The organism is Pseudoalteromonas sp. 120-MNA-CIBAN-0494 (genome assembly GCF_040308885.1).
GTDB classification, from domain to species: Bacteria; Pseudomonadota; Gammaproteobacteria; order Enterobacterales; family Alteromonadaceae; genus Pseudoalteromonas; species Pseudoalteromonas nigrifaciens.
The window spans coordinates 1-13,534 of sequence record NZ_JBEOOE010000030.1; the positions used below are offsets into that span (position 1 = coordinate 1).

The window sequence follows — 13,534 nt, forward strand, 5'->3', positions numbered from 1 at the left end:
TGTTCATCGCCTAATCCTTAAACTCTTTTTAGAGTAAATAATGATAGGCAGTTACACAAAATTAGTTACATCCTCGAGTCGGTATGGAATTTATTACCCAAAATTTACCACAAACCTTAATGGTACTTGGGGTTCTTGCGCTGATCATAGAAGTAGCCGTATTGGGGCTCTCTACCTTTATATTGTTATTTTTTGGCTTATCGTTATTTATAACCGGGCTGCTCATGAGTATGGGAATATTAGCCGACTCTATGACCACTGCGCTTTGGAGTAATACTCTAATAACAGCTGCAATTTCTATATTGCTTTGGAAGCCCTTAAAGCGGATGCAAAATAATGTTGAGCGTAAACCTGTTAATAGCGACTTTGCAGAGCTGACTTTTGTACTTAACCAAGATGTGACTATTGAAGGGTTAAGTACTCATCAGTATTCTGGCATTAGCTGGCAACTTAAAAGCAAACAGCCCATTAGCGCCGGTACGCAAGTTAAAGTAACTAAAAAAGAAGTTGGTGTAATGTGGGTTCAAAGCATTTAAAAACCTACAGCAATTATATTTTTCTAAACCGTTAAAATAACATCGAGTAGGGTGAGGCTTATGCCTCATCCCTCTCACAGAACCGTACGTACGGACCTCGTATACGGCTCCTGTACCCTTCACATTTTATCAACTTATTTCCTAAACGCTGATAAAGCAAGCCATCCCGTATTCACTTTTTCTATTGGATATAAACCAAGCTCCTCAAACCATTGGTTTGGCATCGATACACAAGATAAAGGGCTTAGTGAGTTACGCCACGAGTTCATCTTTATGAACTTAAACGGTGGCTTTTTCCCTAACTGCTTTAGTCGTCGATGTAGCCTTGATGGCTTCTTCCACAACCTCAGCTGTATTGCCCTTAGTCTTCGTCTGATCCAACCTGCCAAGGCTTTTAGTTCTCGCTTACAATTGGCTATACTAAAATAATTTACAAAACCGCGCACAACTGGATTTAGCCGCTTTATTACTTCTGCTAAATTTATGCCGCCGTTACGTTTTGTTAATTGCTTCACTTTTTGTTTAAACACGATGAGTTTTGATGCTTGTATCCGTGTCCACTGGCTACCTATCTCTACTCCCAAAAACTTCACACCTTTGCTGCTATGAGCAATATGGGTTTTCTTTTGGTTCACGGTTAATTTCAAGTCTCGCTCTAGTATTTGGGTCGATGCCTTAAGTGCTTCTTGCGCTGCTTTTTCTGTGCTGCACAAAATCAAGATATCATCTGCATACCTCACTATTCGGTGATTACGCTTTTTCATTTCTTGATCGAAAGCATCTAGGTAGATATTCGCCAATAACGGGCTAATTACGCCACCTTGTGGGCTTCCTATCGTACTAGCCTCCCAGTGTTCGCCTATCATTACCCCGCTTTTTAAGAACTGATTAATCAGCTTTAAAATACTACTGTCCGTCACTTTGCGTCTAACACTGCTAATTATCAAAGCATGATCAAGCAGGTCAAAACACTTCGACAAATCCATGTCTACGACCCAGTCGCGATGGTATTTACGGATAAATACACTCGCTTTACTGATAGCGTCATGACAGCTTCGTTTCGGCCTGTACCCATAACTCGATGGGTGAAAGTCGATGTCGAATATCGGTTGGAGTATGTTCAATAGTGTTTGTTGCACTATTCGGTCTCGAACTGCGGGGATACCTAGCATTCTGACACCGCCATCATCTTTGGGTATTTCCACCCGTTTGACAGGTTGTGCCCTATATTGCTTGGTTTGCAGCTCAAGTTGCAGTTGTTTTAAGTTTACTTCTAAATTCAGGGCAAATGCGCCTACGGACTGCCTATCTATTCCGGCCGCTCCTTTAGCTGCTTTCACTTTTTTGAATCCCTTGTACAGGTTATTAATGTCTAATAATTGTCCGTACAAGCTGTAGTAAACTGTCATTTTCTGCCTTTGCTTGCGGTATGTCTGCTCGTGTCATTCTACTTATCGCTGAATCTTCATGATGACATTAGGTGTGCTAGCCTTTTTTTTTTTGGCAATCTGCCTAAGTGGTCAGCCATTACTCCATTGCTCGCCCTTCAATTCTCAGCGTCTACATTCCTGCTTGGCCGTCATGTCTTGGCTATTTCCGTCGAAATACTTGTGAGCCGATAAACAAAAGTCTTCGTCTTTCATACGCTTAAAGAATACTTCCCCCCTTCGCAATCAATTAAAGCTTTTGGCTAAAATTGACCCCATCAAACATAATGTTGATGGTCGGCTTGGTTTTCCCCTCCACACCATTACTGGCTTTCATCGGCCTAGCCTTACTCACTACTACGGGTTCATCTGCCACCTCACACCGACGTTAAACCTTGGGTTTCCCCTTGAGTTTAGGCCACTTATTTACACTAAGTTTAGATGCCAGGCTTCCCCAGTTACTGCACTGGCTCCCTGTTAGAAATCCCACCCTCAAGCACAGTATTGGTCTGACTAAGTATAGGGCGTTGCGCTATTTTGCACGCTGACCCACCAATACTGCCGAAACAGGTTACGGTTAGTTGTGTACCTCTAACTTCTTATGGCTTCCTTCAGACCCCACCGTTGGCCAGTGACGCCCTTGCCATTCAGATTATCTTCCCCTTAGTCAGGGTGATAAGGCATCTTTCAGCCTATCGGGTTTGCCAGCTTCGCTGGGCAAACAATAAACGGGCAATTAAACACTGCCCGTTTATTTTGTTGAGTATTTATAATAAATAATCGCCTACCTCCTCCCTCGCACTTTGCTAACTAAGTTGATAGCATTAAAAAATGATGTAAGGAATATATCGTTATGACAAATCAACATAAACACACTTTGGTTGTTGAAGGGGGTGCAATGCGCGGTATTTTTGCAGCCGGTGTACTTGATGAGTTTTTAAAACAAAACTATCAACCATTTGCACGTTATTTTGGCGTATCTGCAGGGGCTACAAATGTAGCCGCCTATTTATGCAAGCAACCAATGCGCAATTACAAAGTGATCACCGACTATTCATGTCGTCCTGAGTTTATTAATCTTGCGCGCTTTATAAAGGGTGGCCATTTATTTGATTTAGACTGGCTATGGCAAGAAACCATTCGTGAAATACGGCTAAACACCGAAGTGTTTGCGCAAAACCCGGCAGACTTTTATATTGTTACTACGGCTATCGAATCGGGTAAAGCCCATTACTTAAAAGCCACCAGCACCGATATGGTCGAGCAATTAAAAGCGTCTTGTGCTATTCCTATTGCGTATCGCGACTATCCAATAATTAATAATATAGCCATGACCGATGGCGGCGTAGCCGACTCTATTCCCGTTATAAAAGCGTATGAAATGGGTGCACGTGAAATAACCGTTATTTTATCTCAGCCTTTGGGTTATCGTAAAAGGCCAAGTAAAGCACCATGGTTAACTAAAAAAATATATAAAAACTACCCGGCACTTATTAACACAACCCTCACCAGAGCCGATGTTTATAACCAAAGTATTGATTTTATTAATAACCCACCCGCTGATTGCCGGGTAAATATTATAGCGCCACCAGTTAATTTTAAAGTGGGCCGTACCACTAAAAAGCTTGCAACCCTTAACACTGGCTACCAAATGGGTGTAGACGCCGCAAAAGCATTTTTAGCTTAATTCAAAACTAACTTAAGCTGTATATTTCAAATTACTGCCCTTTATTTTAAATAAACATTAAAACACTTTAGATATTGTTAATAAGCTCTTATCCTATGGCGGAATTTTGATAAGTGAGTTATGTATTGTTTCTCATGAAATATTATGAGCATTAGCAACTCCCATTGTATTTTTTATTAAGTATTTAGGAACACATTGAACGTGGACATTTTTAACGCAATTATTTTAGGTATTATTGAAGGTATTACTGAGTTTTTACCTATTTCGTCAACCGGGCATATTATTGTAGCAGCGCAATGGTTGGGTATAGAAGCAACGGCTACTAATCAAGCATTCGGCGTAATTATTCAATTAGCCGCCATTTTAGCGGTACTAGCCAACTATAAAGATAAGTTCACTCCAAAACATCTTAACTTATGGATAAAAGTAGCCATCGCATTTATTCCGTTAGGCATTATTGCTTTCATTTTTAGTGACGTAATAAAAGCACTATTTAACGTACCTGTTGTGGGAGTAATGTTTATTGTTGGTGGGGTGATTTTTTTACTGCTAGAGCGCAATTATAAAGAACAAAACTGCACCACTACCGATGTTACTCAAGTGACTTATAAGCAAGCAATATGGATTGGTATAGCCCAAGTATTTGCACTTATTCCTGGTACAAGCCGTGCGGGTAGCTCTATTGTAGGTGCTATGTTGTGTGGCTTAAACCGCAAAGCCAGTGCTGAATTTTCATTTTTACTTGGTTTACCTGTACTTGCTGCAGCGTCTGGGTATGATTTGCTAAAGCATTATGACTTATTTACTTTTGACGATTTAACCGCCCTTGCTGTAGGCTTTGTTACCTCTTTTATAGTGGCCTATTTTACAATTAAATTATTTATCCGCTTTTTAGAAAACTTTACTTTTGTAAGTTTTGGTATTTACCGCATTGTATTTGGTGTTATTTTATTAACCATAGCTTACGTTTAAAACATATTTAAGAGAGAAAATAATGAACGAAAAAATAAATCAAGAAGCCCTCCACGCACTTAAAATTGCATTTACCTACATGCCTAAAGCAATCGAGGTGACTAAATACGAGTACGGCGAGCGTTATCAAACCGTACTTGATCATATTGAAGCCGTGCGCGAAACACTCCTCATAAACGATGTAGATCCTGAGGAAGTAGGCGGCGATATAAATCCAGAGCACACACCAAATTCAACCTATTAAATAATCATAAATTGCGTTAGCTTATTTACTATTATTTAACTAGTATATTTACTAAGTATTTTTAACTAACACTCTAAAAAGTAAGGATCTATTATGAATAACAAAGTGATTGGTATTGTGCTTATTATTATTGGCGTTGCGTTGGCTATTTGGGGGTATGATGTTTATGAAGCAGCTGGCTCACAAGTTAGCCGCGCGCTAAGTGGCGACACGCCAATAGAAGCATGGGCCGGTATGATCGGTGGAGCTGTGTGTATAATAGTCGGCATTACCAGGGTTAAGTAACATACAGCTTATAAACGCTGCATGTTAAAAAACAAAAATAATCAGTGTTTATTTAACCCCTAAATTAAATATAAAAAAAGCCGCCTTTGGAGAAGGGCGGCTTGGGTGAACAAACAGCTATGGGTGTATTTTTGCTGTTATATCAAGAGACGTTTTTTAACTAACCTGATGCAGATTAACTAAATTAAGCTTGCTCTGTTTCATCGCTGTGGCGAATTAAGTAATCAAACGCACCTAAACTGGCTGTTGCACCACTGCCCATAGCAATTATTATTTGCTTAAATGGCGTATTGGTTGCATCCCCCGCACCATAAACGCCTGGGAGTGATGTTGCGCCTTTGGCATCAATTAAAATCTCACCAAATTTGCTCAGTTCAAGCTCGCTGTCTTTTAGCCATTCTGTATTTGGTATTAAACCAATTTGTACAAATATGCCCGCAAGAGTGAGCTGCTTACTGTCGCCACTTACGCGGTCGGTGTAAGTTAAACCGGTTACTTTTTTGCCATCGCCGAGTACTTCGGTTGTTTGTGCACTTTTAATAATAGTAATATTAGCCATACTGCTAGCTTTGCGAATAAGTACTTCGTCGGCACGTAATGTATCGGCAAATTCAAGTACCGTTACATGCTCTACAATATTGGCTAAATCAATCGCGGCTTCTATACCTGAATTACCGCCACCAATTACCGCAACCGGTTTGCCTTTAAATAAGGGCCCATCGCAATGTGGGCAATATGCCACACCGTGGCCACGATATTGTTGCTCGCCAGTCACGTTCATTTCGCGCCAGCGTGCGCCTGTTGCCAGTACCAGCGACTTAGCACTCAGTACCGCGCCATTTTCTAGAGTAATTTCGTAACCATTATTATTGCGACTAAGCTTAGCTGCGCGTTGATTATGCATTACATCTACATCGTATTCTTTAACGTGCTCTTCTAGTTGTGCTACCAGTTTTGGCCCTTCGGTGGCTTTAATCGAAATAAAGTTTTCGATTGCTAAAGTATCGGCTACTTGTCCGCCAAATCTATCTGCAACAATACCGGTGTTTAACCCTTTTCGTGCTGAGTAAATAGCAGCCGATGCACCCGCAGGCCCACCACCAATAACTAACACGTCAAACTTTTCTTTTTTACTTAACGACTCAGCTTGGCGCTGTGCACCTTTGCTATCTACTTTATTGAGTATGTCGGTTAGGCTTAGTGCACCTTGGCTAAATGGTTCGCCATTTAAATAAACAGCCGGTACAGCTAAAATGTTGCGCTCTTCTACTTCGCCTTGAAATAACGCGCCATCTATCATGGTGGCTTTAATTTTATTATTCGTTGCTGCCATTGTATTTAGAGCCTGCACTACTTGTGGGCAGGTTTGACAACTTAAGCTTATATACACTTCAAAATTAAGCGCTTGGTCGAGCGACTTTATTTGTTCAATGTCCTCGGCTTTTGCTTTACTGGCATGTCCGCCAGTGTGCAATAGCGCTAACACTAAACTAGTGAATTCGTGGCCCATAGGTACACCCGCAAACGTAATGTGGGTGTTTTTAATAGGTGAATGTACAACCATTGACGGACGACGCGCGCTTGTGTCTGGGTTGTTTATTACCGTAAATTTATCGCTTAGTGAGGCTAAATCGTTTGCTAAGCTTGCTACTTCTGTTGATTTTTTGCTGTCGTCCAAGGCGATAAGCAGCTCAACAGGTTGAGTAAGCGATTCAAAATGGCTTTTTAATTGATTTTTTATGTTGTTATCTAACATGGCTTAACCCTTTTAGAAAATTTAAACAGCAAGCCTCCCATGCCAAATAATGCATGTGCTTAAACAAGTATATTGATATAGGAGGCACCAACAAACGGATGTTTATTGATTTAAGGGCAGTTACCTGCCCTTACTAGGTAAATCGAGTACTTAGATTTTACCAACTAGGTCTAGTGAAGGTGCAAGTGTGTCTTCACCTGGCTGCCAAGATGCAGGGCAAACTTCACCGTCGTGAGTTGCAATGTATTGTGCAGCTTGTACTTTACGAACAAGTTCTTTAGCGCTACGGCCAATACCTAAATCGTGAGTTTCGATAATTTTAATTTCGCCTTCTGGATTCATTACAAATGTTCCGCGAAGTGCTAAGCCTTCTTCTTCGATCATTACGCCAAAGCTACGTGTAATACGCCCTGTTGGGTCGCCAATCATAGGGTAAGTAATTTTACCTATTGTGTCTGACGTGTCGTGCCATGCTTTGTGAGTAAAATGAGTATCGGTAGATACTGAATAAACTTCTACGCCCATTTCTTGTAATTGTGCGTAATAATCTGCCATGTCGCCAAGTTCAGTTGGACATACAAAAGTGAAATCAGCTGGGTAAAAGAAGAAAATAGACCATTTACCAAGTACGTCTTTTTCAGATAATTCTACAAAGTCGCCGTTGTGGTAAGCGGTTGCATTGAATGGTTGTAATTTTGTGTTGATTAATGAAGTGCTCATGGTATTTCCTCATTTATGTTTAATGTATTTAAAAAGTAATCAACGCTATCGTTTTAAACGACCTTCTGCGTTGGCTTGATTAATACTATAAGACTAATGATAATTTAAATAAAATTGATTGTTTAGATTGATTCAATCAGTTTTTAAGATGGTGGTTTGGCAAATTACTTTTATACGCAATTTTTTAAGGTAGCTATTAGTAATACTGTTACAATAGCCGCGCTAAATACTCACCATATAAACGAGGCGTGCTGTTATGGAAAAATTTATTAACCACATACAACTAGGCTACTTGGGCTTGCTCCCATTTTTAGGCTGTGTTGGTTGGCCACTAATGTTTGGCAGTAACAGTGTAAACTTAGAGTTTTTTACTTTTTACAGCATTGCTATTTTAGCCTTTATGGCGGGTAATTTATGGCGCGCTGGTGAGCAAAGTTACAGTAATGCTATAAAAGCAGTTATTGTAGTTATACCTGTACCGTTTTTATCATTTTTACCAGTTGAATGGGCGCTTGCATGGTTAGCGGTAAGCTTTTGGTTGGTGCTTATTTTTGAAAAAGCCTCACCGCAATGGCAAAGCTACCATAAAGATTATCAAAAAATGCGTTTTGTACTTACCTCTGTCGTGTTTGTATGCCATATATTTACTATTGGTATGAGCATTTACCCTAACTAATTTACACTATTGCGCTTAAGGGCACACCATGATTGACCAATTGCGCCAGCAACTTAATACGCTTGGCGAAAACTACGTAGAAAAAAAAGCGGTATTTAAAATTAAAGTTATTCCATTTTTTTGCGCCATTAGTATAAAAAAAGATCATAAAAGTGAAGGCCGTCTGAGCTTTTATTCTAATCAACTCATTGAAATACTTATGGTGGTATTATTTGTTTTGTTTGGCTTATCTATTTACGACATAGACGCTGGCTTTACCCATGGCCCTATTCATATTATGTTCGCAATTTTAATTACCTTTAACCTTATACTTAAGCAAGTGGCCATTGAAGGGTTAAAAACACGTTTAGCCATGCTGCGTTTATATGAGCAACAAGCGCTAAATAATAACGCCGACGTTATCATTGCAAATAGCGATAAAAATACTAAATAACCTGATCTCAAGCAGCTATTTTCAGCGCTAACTGCGTTGAATTTACTTGCAATAGGCCAGCTATTGACGCGTAAATTCGCCTTGTTTTCACTGAAAACCTCTGGCTAGAGAAAATTAAATATAAATATGATTCAATACGTTAGTAAATCTCTTAACCAGAGTCCAGGTTAAATAACTTATGTACCTAAATCCCAAATGGAAAATACTCACTGTGGGCGATGGCGATTTATCGTTTTCTAACGCGCTGCATCAACACCTAAAGCCGAGCTTATTGGTTGCCTCTACGTTTGATGACACAGCCACTATTGAGTATAAATACCAAGACAATGCACTAAGCACATTAAAAGCCAATAAGGTAACCGTACTTAATAGCTTTGATGTTACAAAACCCCAGTGCTGGCAAAACCTAAACGTTAACTTACATAGCTTTGATGTGGTTATTTTTCAATTTCCGCTTGTTCCTGCCTTTGTGGGCCGCGAAGCGTTTGAAAACAATACTCAACAAACCAGTATGAACGTATTTAATCGTGCTTTACTGCACCAATTTATAAAATACGCTAACGAGTATGCACTTAACCCCAATGGCCCAATGCTGTGCTATATCACTTCAAAAGACGTAAAGCCTTATCGGGAGTGGAATATAGAAGGCAGTTTAAATGCACATTTAAACGCTGAGTATTTAGGGCAAATGCCGTTTGATATTAGCCGCTTTGCTGGTTATAAAATTCGCAATGTTGACCGTGATAAACACGTAAAAGACACCAGCGGTATTACCTATGTATTTAGCCCAAAACAGCATAGCGAGTTAAGCTGCCATCTTACTTTGCCGCATTATTTAACCCCAAATCACTGCCCACTTTGTCGTGTTGGCCCTTATATGGCAACCGAGGACGAAAACAAACACTTAAATGCCAAAAAGCATCAGCAAATGCTGCGCCTAGAACACGACTGGCAACAATGGCTTAATGCCTTTTATGCTTAACGCTTAATTTAAGGATTAGCCTGCTTAATTAAATCGGCCGCTTTTTCAGCAATAGCAATAACCGCAGCATTGGTGTTACCGGTTATTATGCTGGGCATAATTGAGGCGTCTACTACACGTAGCCCTTGTATAGCGTAAACTCGCAGCTCATTGTCAACTACTGCAAGTGGATCATTACCCATTTTACAGGTGCCTACCGGATGGTATTCGGTATCGGCCGTTTGACGAATAAATTCAATCAATTGCTCATCGTTATTTATATCAAGCGGGTAAACCATGTCACCACGGATGGCATCAAATGCACTGCTTTGCATTATTTGTAGTGTTTTTTTAAGGCCCTGTAACATCACTTTTATATCGTCGGGATGGCTTAAATAATTAGGATCGATTAGCGGCGCGCTGCGCGGATCACTATCGGCTAACTTAACAGTACCGCGGCTTTTAGGGCGCATAATACTACTATGAATACTGTAACCATGGCCAGTGTGTAATTTTCGGCTGTGATCATCTACTAAACCCAGCACAAACTCTAGCTGTACGTCAGGCGCGGGGGAGTCATCAAATAACTTAATAAATGCATGCGACTCTGCAAAGTTAGTAGTTAAGCACCCTTGGCGCTTACTAAACCAATCTATACAGCCTTTTAACACCCTAGCAGCCCCTGGGATACTCAAACCAAACGTGCCTTTACTGGTTTTTGCTCTATACAAAGGCACCACTGTAAGGTGGTCGTGTAAGTTAGCCCCCACCCCTTCTAATGGTACTATCACCTTAATATTATGTGCGTGTAAATGGTTGCTGGGGCCAACTCCTGAAAGCATTAATAGTTGCGGCGAATTAATTGCCCCGGCACTGAGGATCACTTCGTTATTGGCGTATAAATTAACCACCTGTTTATTACGTTCAATTTGTACACCTTGCGCCATATTATTGTTTATTATTACTTTATTTACATGGCTATTGGTTAATACGGTTAAGTTTGCACGTTTTAAATGAGGAGTTAAGTACGCTTTAGCTGCGCTGCAACGCTCTCCATTATGTTGCGTAACCTGTGAAAGCCTAGCACCTTGCTGCTCGGTTGCATTTATATCGTTATTTAAACTCACCCCTTGCTCAACGCAGGCATTTAAAAAACATTGATTTACTGGGCTTGGCTCATTCAATTCTTGTACGTGAAGTGGCCCTTGTGTGCCATGTAACTCACTATTGGTAAATGTTTTATTGTTTTCGGCTTTTATAAAGTAGGGTAATAAACTGTCATAATCCCAGCCACTATTGCCATTGGCCGCCCACTGATCGTAATCGTATTTATTGCCTCTAATATACACCATGGCATTAATAGAGCTTGAGCCACCCAATACCTTACCTCGTGGCATAAAACCACAGCGATTATTCAGCTCTTTTTGCGCTACTGTATTGTAATGCCAGCTATTAATACCATAAGGCACACTTGCAGCAACCCCTGCAGGCATTTGTACAAAAGCAGTATTATCGCTAGAGCCTGCTTCAATTAAGCACACACTTACATTGGCATTTTCTGATAGCCGCGAGGCAATAACACACCCTGCACTGCCCGCGCCTACTACAATGTAGTCAAATGTTGTATTCATAGCATGCCTTTTATAATTTTCACAAATTGCCCATAACCATAATACTGCATAGATAAAAACATAAAAACTTGATATTTTTAGACACTCAACAGCAAAGGTTAACTATGAGCAGCTTAATAAGAGCCACGTCTTTACAAGGTATTGATACGCTAATTTTAGAATTTGGCGCAAATGTAGCTGCCATTATGCAGGAGTGTAATATTAACGTTGATTTTACTCAGCTCGAAAACCAATATGTAAGCTATCGTTGCTATGCAGCATTATTAGAATACTGCGCACAACAATTTAATTGCCCCAGCTTTGGCTTAAGGCTCGCCAGCCGACAAAGTTTTGATATTTTGGGTTATATTTCTATTGCCGCTAAAAGCGGTACCTATTTAAGTGATGCACTCGATTGGGTGGTTAAATACTTACATTTGCACAGCCCTGCTCTTCGGCTTACGGCTCATCCATTAGAGGACGATAAAAGCTTATTTTTATCGTTCGAAATTAACCTCAACCCGCTACCTAACATTAACCAAGTTACCGAACTAACAATTGGCTTAGCCATGGGAGCGATTAAAAAGCTTAGTAATAACCAATGCAAACCTATCACAGTTTTTTTACCACAAAAGCTCACCACCAATAAGTATGCTTATAGCAGCTATTTTGACTGTAAAGTAATAGAGCACCGCAACAGCGCAGGTATTGTGATTGCAAAACAAGACTTAAGCATAGCACTTGAACAAGGGGAGCTGACTAACGTAGAGGCTGCACGAAACTTTTTAGCTAAAAATAGTCAATACAACAGCCCATTACCCATTCAAGTAAGCGCGTTAATGCGCCCTATGCTGCCTATTTATCAATGCTCTAATCACACGATTGCTGCGGCGCTTAATATGCATCCACGTACTTTACATCGCAAACTAGCTAAGCATAATACCAGCTTTGTAAAGCTCAAAGATACCACGCGCCGTGCACTTGCACAGCACTACCTAACACAAGGGCAACTTACTATATCAACCATATCAGAATTATTGGGTTATCAAGAACAAGCCACATTAAGCACCAGTGTTAAACGCTGGTTTGGCTGTTCTCCTCGCGCATTTAGAACAAATAATTGTTAAACTGCGTATCACTTTTTATGAATTTATAGAGTTGAGTATGAACTTTGTTATTGTCGGTACTAATTTTATTAGCGATACCTTATTAAAAGCAGCCAACACCTTAATCGATTTTAATTTATATGGTGTGTGCTCGCGCGCAACAACGAGCGGCGAAGCCTTTTTAGCTAAACACCCAAAAAATACTCAAGCAAAAATTTTTACTTCAATAGAGCAAGTTTGTCAAGACGAGCACGTAGATGCCGTTTATATTGCCGCACCAAATAGCTTACATCAGTTATATGCAGTGCAATGCTTAGCAGCAGGTAAACATGTACTGGGAGAAAAACCAGCAGCGGCCAATAGTGCCGAACTAGCCGCTATTATAGCAACCGCTAAAAAGCATCAATGCTTATACATGGAAGCCATGATGACCACGCATTTACCCAACTTTGCACTGTTGCAACAGGCCATGCTAAAAATTGGTACGCCGCGTAAGTTTATTGGACAATATAGTCAATATTCGTCGCGCTACGATAAATATAAAAATGGCGAGCGCCCAAATACCTTTTTACCTCAATTTGCTAATGGTGCTTTGGTTGATTTAGGCATTTATCCACTGTATTTATTAATAGCACTGTGGGGCGCACCAAATAGTGTACACGCAAGTGGTGTACTCCTTGATACAGGTGTAGATGGCGCAGGCGATGTACTCTTAAATTATCACGATAAACAAGCGGTGATCAGCTACTCAAAAATATCGCAAGGCGATAATATTACCGAAATACAAGGCGAACTTGGTCGCATTCGGATTGAAGCAGTGTCGCAACTCAAAAAAGTAGAGTTTATTGCTAACAACGGTGAACGTGAACTACTTTCGCAGCCTTTTGACGAGCATTTTATGAAATATGAAGTTGATCATTTTATGCAAATGGTGACACAAAAAGCGCCGCAATCGGATATTAATACACACCAGCTTAGTGTTGAAGTAATGCATGTACTTGATACCGCTCGCGCGCAATTAGGTGTTGTATACCCAAACGATAAAGCGTTTGAGACAAATTAAACCTTTGCTATAGTGCCTATTAGCCGCTTTATAATATGAGTGTTAGTTTAAAAGCTAA

At 40.2% G+C, this 13,534-nt stretch carries 14 protein-coding genes; 10 read left to right on the top strand and 4 right to left on the bottom strand.

The window, feature by feature from the left end; all coding sequences use genetic code 11:
* The first annotated feature begins 83 nt into the window (after positions 1-83).
* Positions 84-536: an NfeD family protein gene (locus AAEY55_RS14730; RefSeq protein ID WP_011329901.1), complete on the top strand. Its 453-nt coding sequence runs from the start codon at positions 84-86 to the stop codon at positions 534-536.
* Positions 537-670: 134 nt separating this feature from the next.
* Here the strand turns inward: AAEY55_RS14730 and ltrA are convergent, their stop codons facing one another.
* Entirely contained in the window at positions 671-1,945 is a 1,275-nt protein-coding gene (gene ltrA / locus AAEY55_RS14735) for a group II intron reverse transcriptase/maturase (RefSeq protein WP_350551934.1), read from the bottom strand.
* A gap of 871 nt (positions 1,946-2,816) precedes the next feature.
* Between ltrA and AAEY55_RS14740 the strand changes: the two genes are divergently transcribed.
* From AAEY55_RS14740 to AAEY55_RS14755, 4 genes are all read left to right on the top strand, one after another.
* Positions 2,817-3,650, top strand: coding sequence for a patatin family protein (locus tag AAEY55_RS14740; protein ID WP_208835086.1), 834 nt, complete (start codon positions 2,817-2,819; stop codon positions 3,648-3,650).
* Between the two features lie 201 nt (positions 3,651-3,851).
* Complete coding sequence (locus AAEY55_RS14745; RefSeq protein WP_011329899.1) at positions 3,852-4,622, top strand: undecaprenyl-diphosphate phosphatase; 771 nt, start codon at positions 3,852-3,854, stop codon at positions 4,620-4,622.
* 22 nt (positions 4,623-4,644) lie between these two features.
* Positions 4,645-4,866, top strand: coding sequence for a penicillin-binding protein (locus tag AAEY55_RS14750; protein WP_350551937.1), 222 nt, complete (start codon positions 4,645-4,647; stop codon positions 4,864-4,866).
* A 93-nt stretch (positions 4,867-4,959) separates the two neighbouring features.
* Positions 4,960-5,151, top strand: a complete 192-nt coding sequence (locus tag AAEY55_RS14755) for a DUF3185 family protein (protein WP_011329897.1) — start codon at positions 4,960-4,962, stop codon at positions 5,149-5,151.
* A gap of 184 nt (positions 5,152-5,335) precedes the next feature.
* Here AAEY55_RS14755 and ahpF read toward each other — a convergent pair whose 3' ends face one another.
* The gene (gene ahpF, locus AAEY55_RS14760) at positions 5,336-6,907 is read right to left on the bottom strand and encodes an alkyl hydroperoxide reductase subunit F (RefSeq protein ID WP_011329896.1); all 1,572 of its coding nucleotides are present in this window, start codon (positions 6,905-6,907) and stop codon (positions 5,336-5,338) included.
* A gap of 150 nt (positions 6,908-7,057) precedes the next feature.
* Entirely contained in the window at positions 7,058-7,627 is a 570-nt protein-coding gene (gene ahpC / locus AAEY55_RS14765) for an alkyl hydroperoxide reductase subunit C (RefSeq protein WP_011329895.1), read from the bottom strand.
* A 256-nt stretch (positions 7,628-7,883) separates the two neighbouring features.
* On the opposite strand from ahpC, the gene AAEY55_RS14770 reads away from it, so the two are divergent.
* The 3 genes from AAEY55_RS14770 (at position 7,884) to AAEY55_RS14780 (ending at position 9,718) form a co-directional block, all read left to right on the top strand.
* On the top strand, positions 7,884-8,303 hold the full coding sequence (locus AAEY55_RS14770) for a DUF3429 domain-containing protein (RefSeq protein WP_011329894.1): 420 nt from the start codon (positions 7,884-7,886) through the stop codon (positions 8,301-8,303).
* A 28-nt stretch (positions 8,304-8,331) separates the two neighbouring features.
* Positions 8,332-8,736 (top strand): hypothetical protein, encoded by a 405-nt coding sequence (locus AAEY55_RS14775; protein ID WP_011329893.1) that lies wholly within the window; start codon positions 8,332-8,334, stop codon positions 8,734-8,736.
* 178 nt (positions 8,737-8,914) lie between these two features.
* Positions 8,915-9,718 (top strand): class I SAM-dependent methyltransferase, encoded by an 804-nt coding sequence (locus AAEY55_RS14780; protein WP_086994567.1) that lies wholly within the window; start codon positions 8,915-8,917, stop codon positions 9,716-9,718.
* 8 nt (positions 9,719-9,726) lie between these two features.
* On the opposite strand, the gene AAEY55_RS14785 is transcribed toward AAEY55_RS14780, so the two are convergent.
* Positions 9,727-11,328 carry a GMC family oxidoreductase N-terminal domain-containing protein gene (locus AAEY55_RS14785; RefSeq protein ID WP_350551941.1) on the bottom strand — a complete coding sequence of 534 codons (1,602 nt, stop codon included), beginning with the start codon at positions 11,326-11,328 and terminating at the stop codon, positions 9,727-9,729.
* A gap of 104 nt (positions 11,329-11,432) precedes the next feature.
* Between AAEY55_RS14785 and AAEY55_RS14790 the strand changes: the two genes are divergently transcribed.
* Both AAEY55_RS14790 and AAEY55_RS14795 read left to right on the top strand, forming a co-directional pair.
* A complete protein-coding gene (locus tag AAEY55_RS14790) occupies positions 11,433-12,434 on the top strand; it encodes an AraC family transcriptional regulator ligand-binding domain-containing protein (protein ID WP_350551944.1) in 1,002 nt (333 codons plus the stop codon).
* Between the two features lie 37 nt (positions 12,435-12,471).
* Positions 12,472-13,476 carry a Gfo/Idh/MocA family protein gene (locus tag AAEY55_RS14795; protein ID WP_089369174.1) on the top strand — a complete coding sequence of 335 codons (1,005 nt, stop codon included), beginning with the start codon at positions 12,472-12,474 and terminating at the stop codon, positions 13,474-13,476.
* Positions 13,477-13,534 lie beyond the last annotated feature (58 nt).

What these genes read in the sequence shown, in the direction of transcription:
- AAEY55_RS14730 (WP_011329901.1), top strand. Translation starts at nt 84, where the DNA reads ATGGAATTTATTACCCAAAATTTACCACAAACCTTAATGGTACTTGGG.
- ltrA (WP_350551934.1), bottom strand. Translation starts at nt 1,945, where the DNA reads ATGACAGTTTACTACAGCTTGTACGGACAATTATTAGACATTAATAAC.
- AAEY55_RS14740 (WP_208835086.1), top strand. Translation starts at nt 2,817, where the DNA reads ATGACAAATCAACATAAACACACTTTGGTTGTTGAAGGGGGTGCAATG.
- AAEY55_RS14750 (WP_350551937.1), top strand. Translation starts at nt 4,645, where the DNA reads ATGAACGAAAAAATAAATCAAGAAGCCCTCCACGCACTTAAAATTGCA.
- AAEY55_RS14755 (WP_011329897.1), top strand. Translation starts at nt 4,960, where the DNA reads ATGAATAACAAAGTGATTGGTATTGTGCTTATTATTATTGGCGTTGCG.
- ahpF (WP_011329896.1), bottom strand. Translation starts at nt 6,907, where the DNA reads ATGTTAGATAACAACATAAAAAATCAATTAAAAAGCCATTTTGAATCG.
- ahpC (WP_011329895.1), bottom strand. Translation starts at nt 7,627, where the DNA reads ATGAGCACTTCATTAATCAACACAAAATTACAACCATTCAATGCAACC.
- AAEY55_RS14770 (WP_011329894.1), top strand. Translation starts at nt 7,884, where the DNA reads ATGGAAAAATTTATTAACCACATACAACTAGGCTACTTGGGCTTGCTC.
- AAEY55_RS14775 (WP_011329893.1), top strand. Translation starts at nt 8,332, where the DNA reads ATGATTGACCAATTGCGCCAGCAACTTAATACGCTTGGCGAAAACTAC.
- AAEY55_RS14780 (WP_086994567.1), top strand. Translation starts at nt 8,915, where the DNA reads ATGTACCTAAATCCCAAATGGAAAATACTCACTGTGGGCGATGGCGAT.
- AAEY55_RS14785 (WP_350551941.1), bottom strand. Translation starts at nt 11,328, where the DNA reads ATGAATACAACATTTGACTACATTGTAGTAGGCGCGGGCAGTGCAGGG.
- AAEY55_RS14790 (WP_350551944.1), top strand. Translation starts at nt 11,433, where the DNA reads ATGAGCAGCTTAATAAGAGCCACGTCTTTACAAGGTATTGATACGCTA.
- AAEY55_RS14795 (WP_089369174.1), top strand. Translation starts at nt 12,472, where the DNA reads ATGAACTTTGTTATTGTCGGTACTAATTTTATTAGCGATACCTTATTA.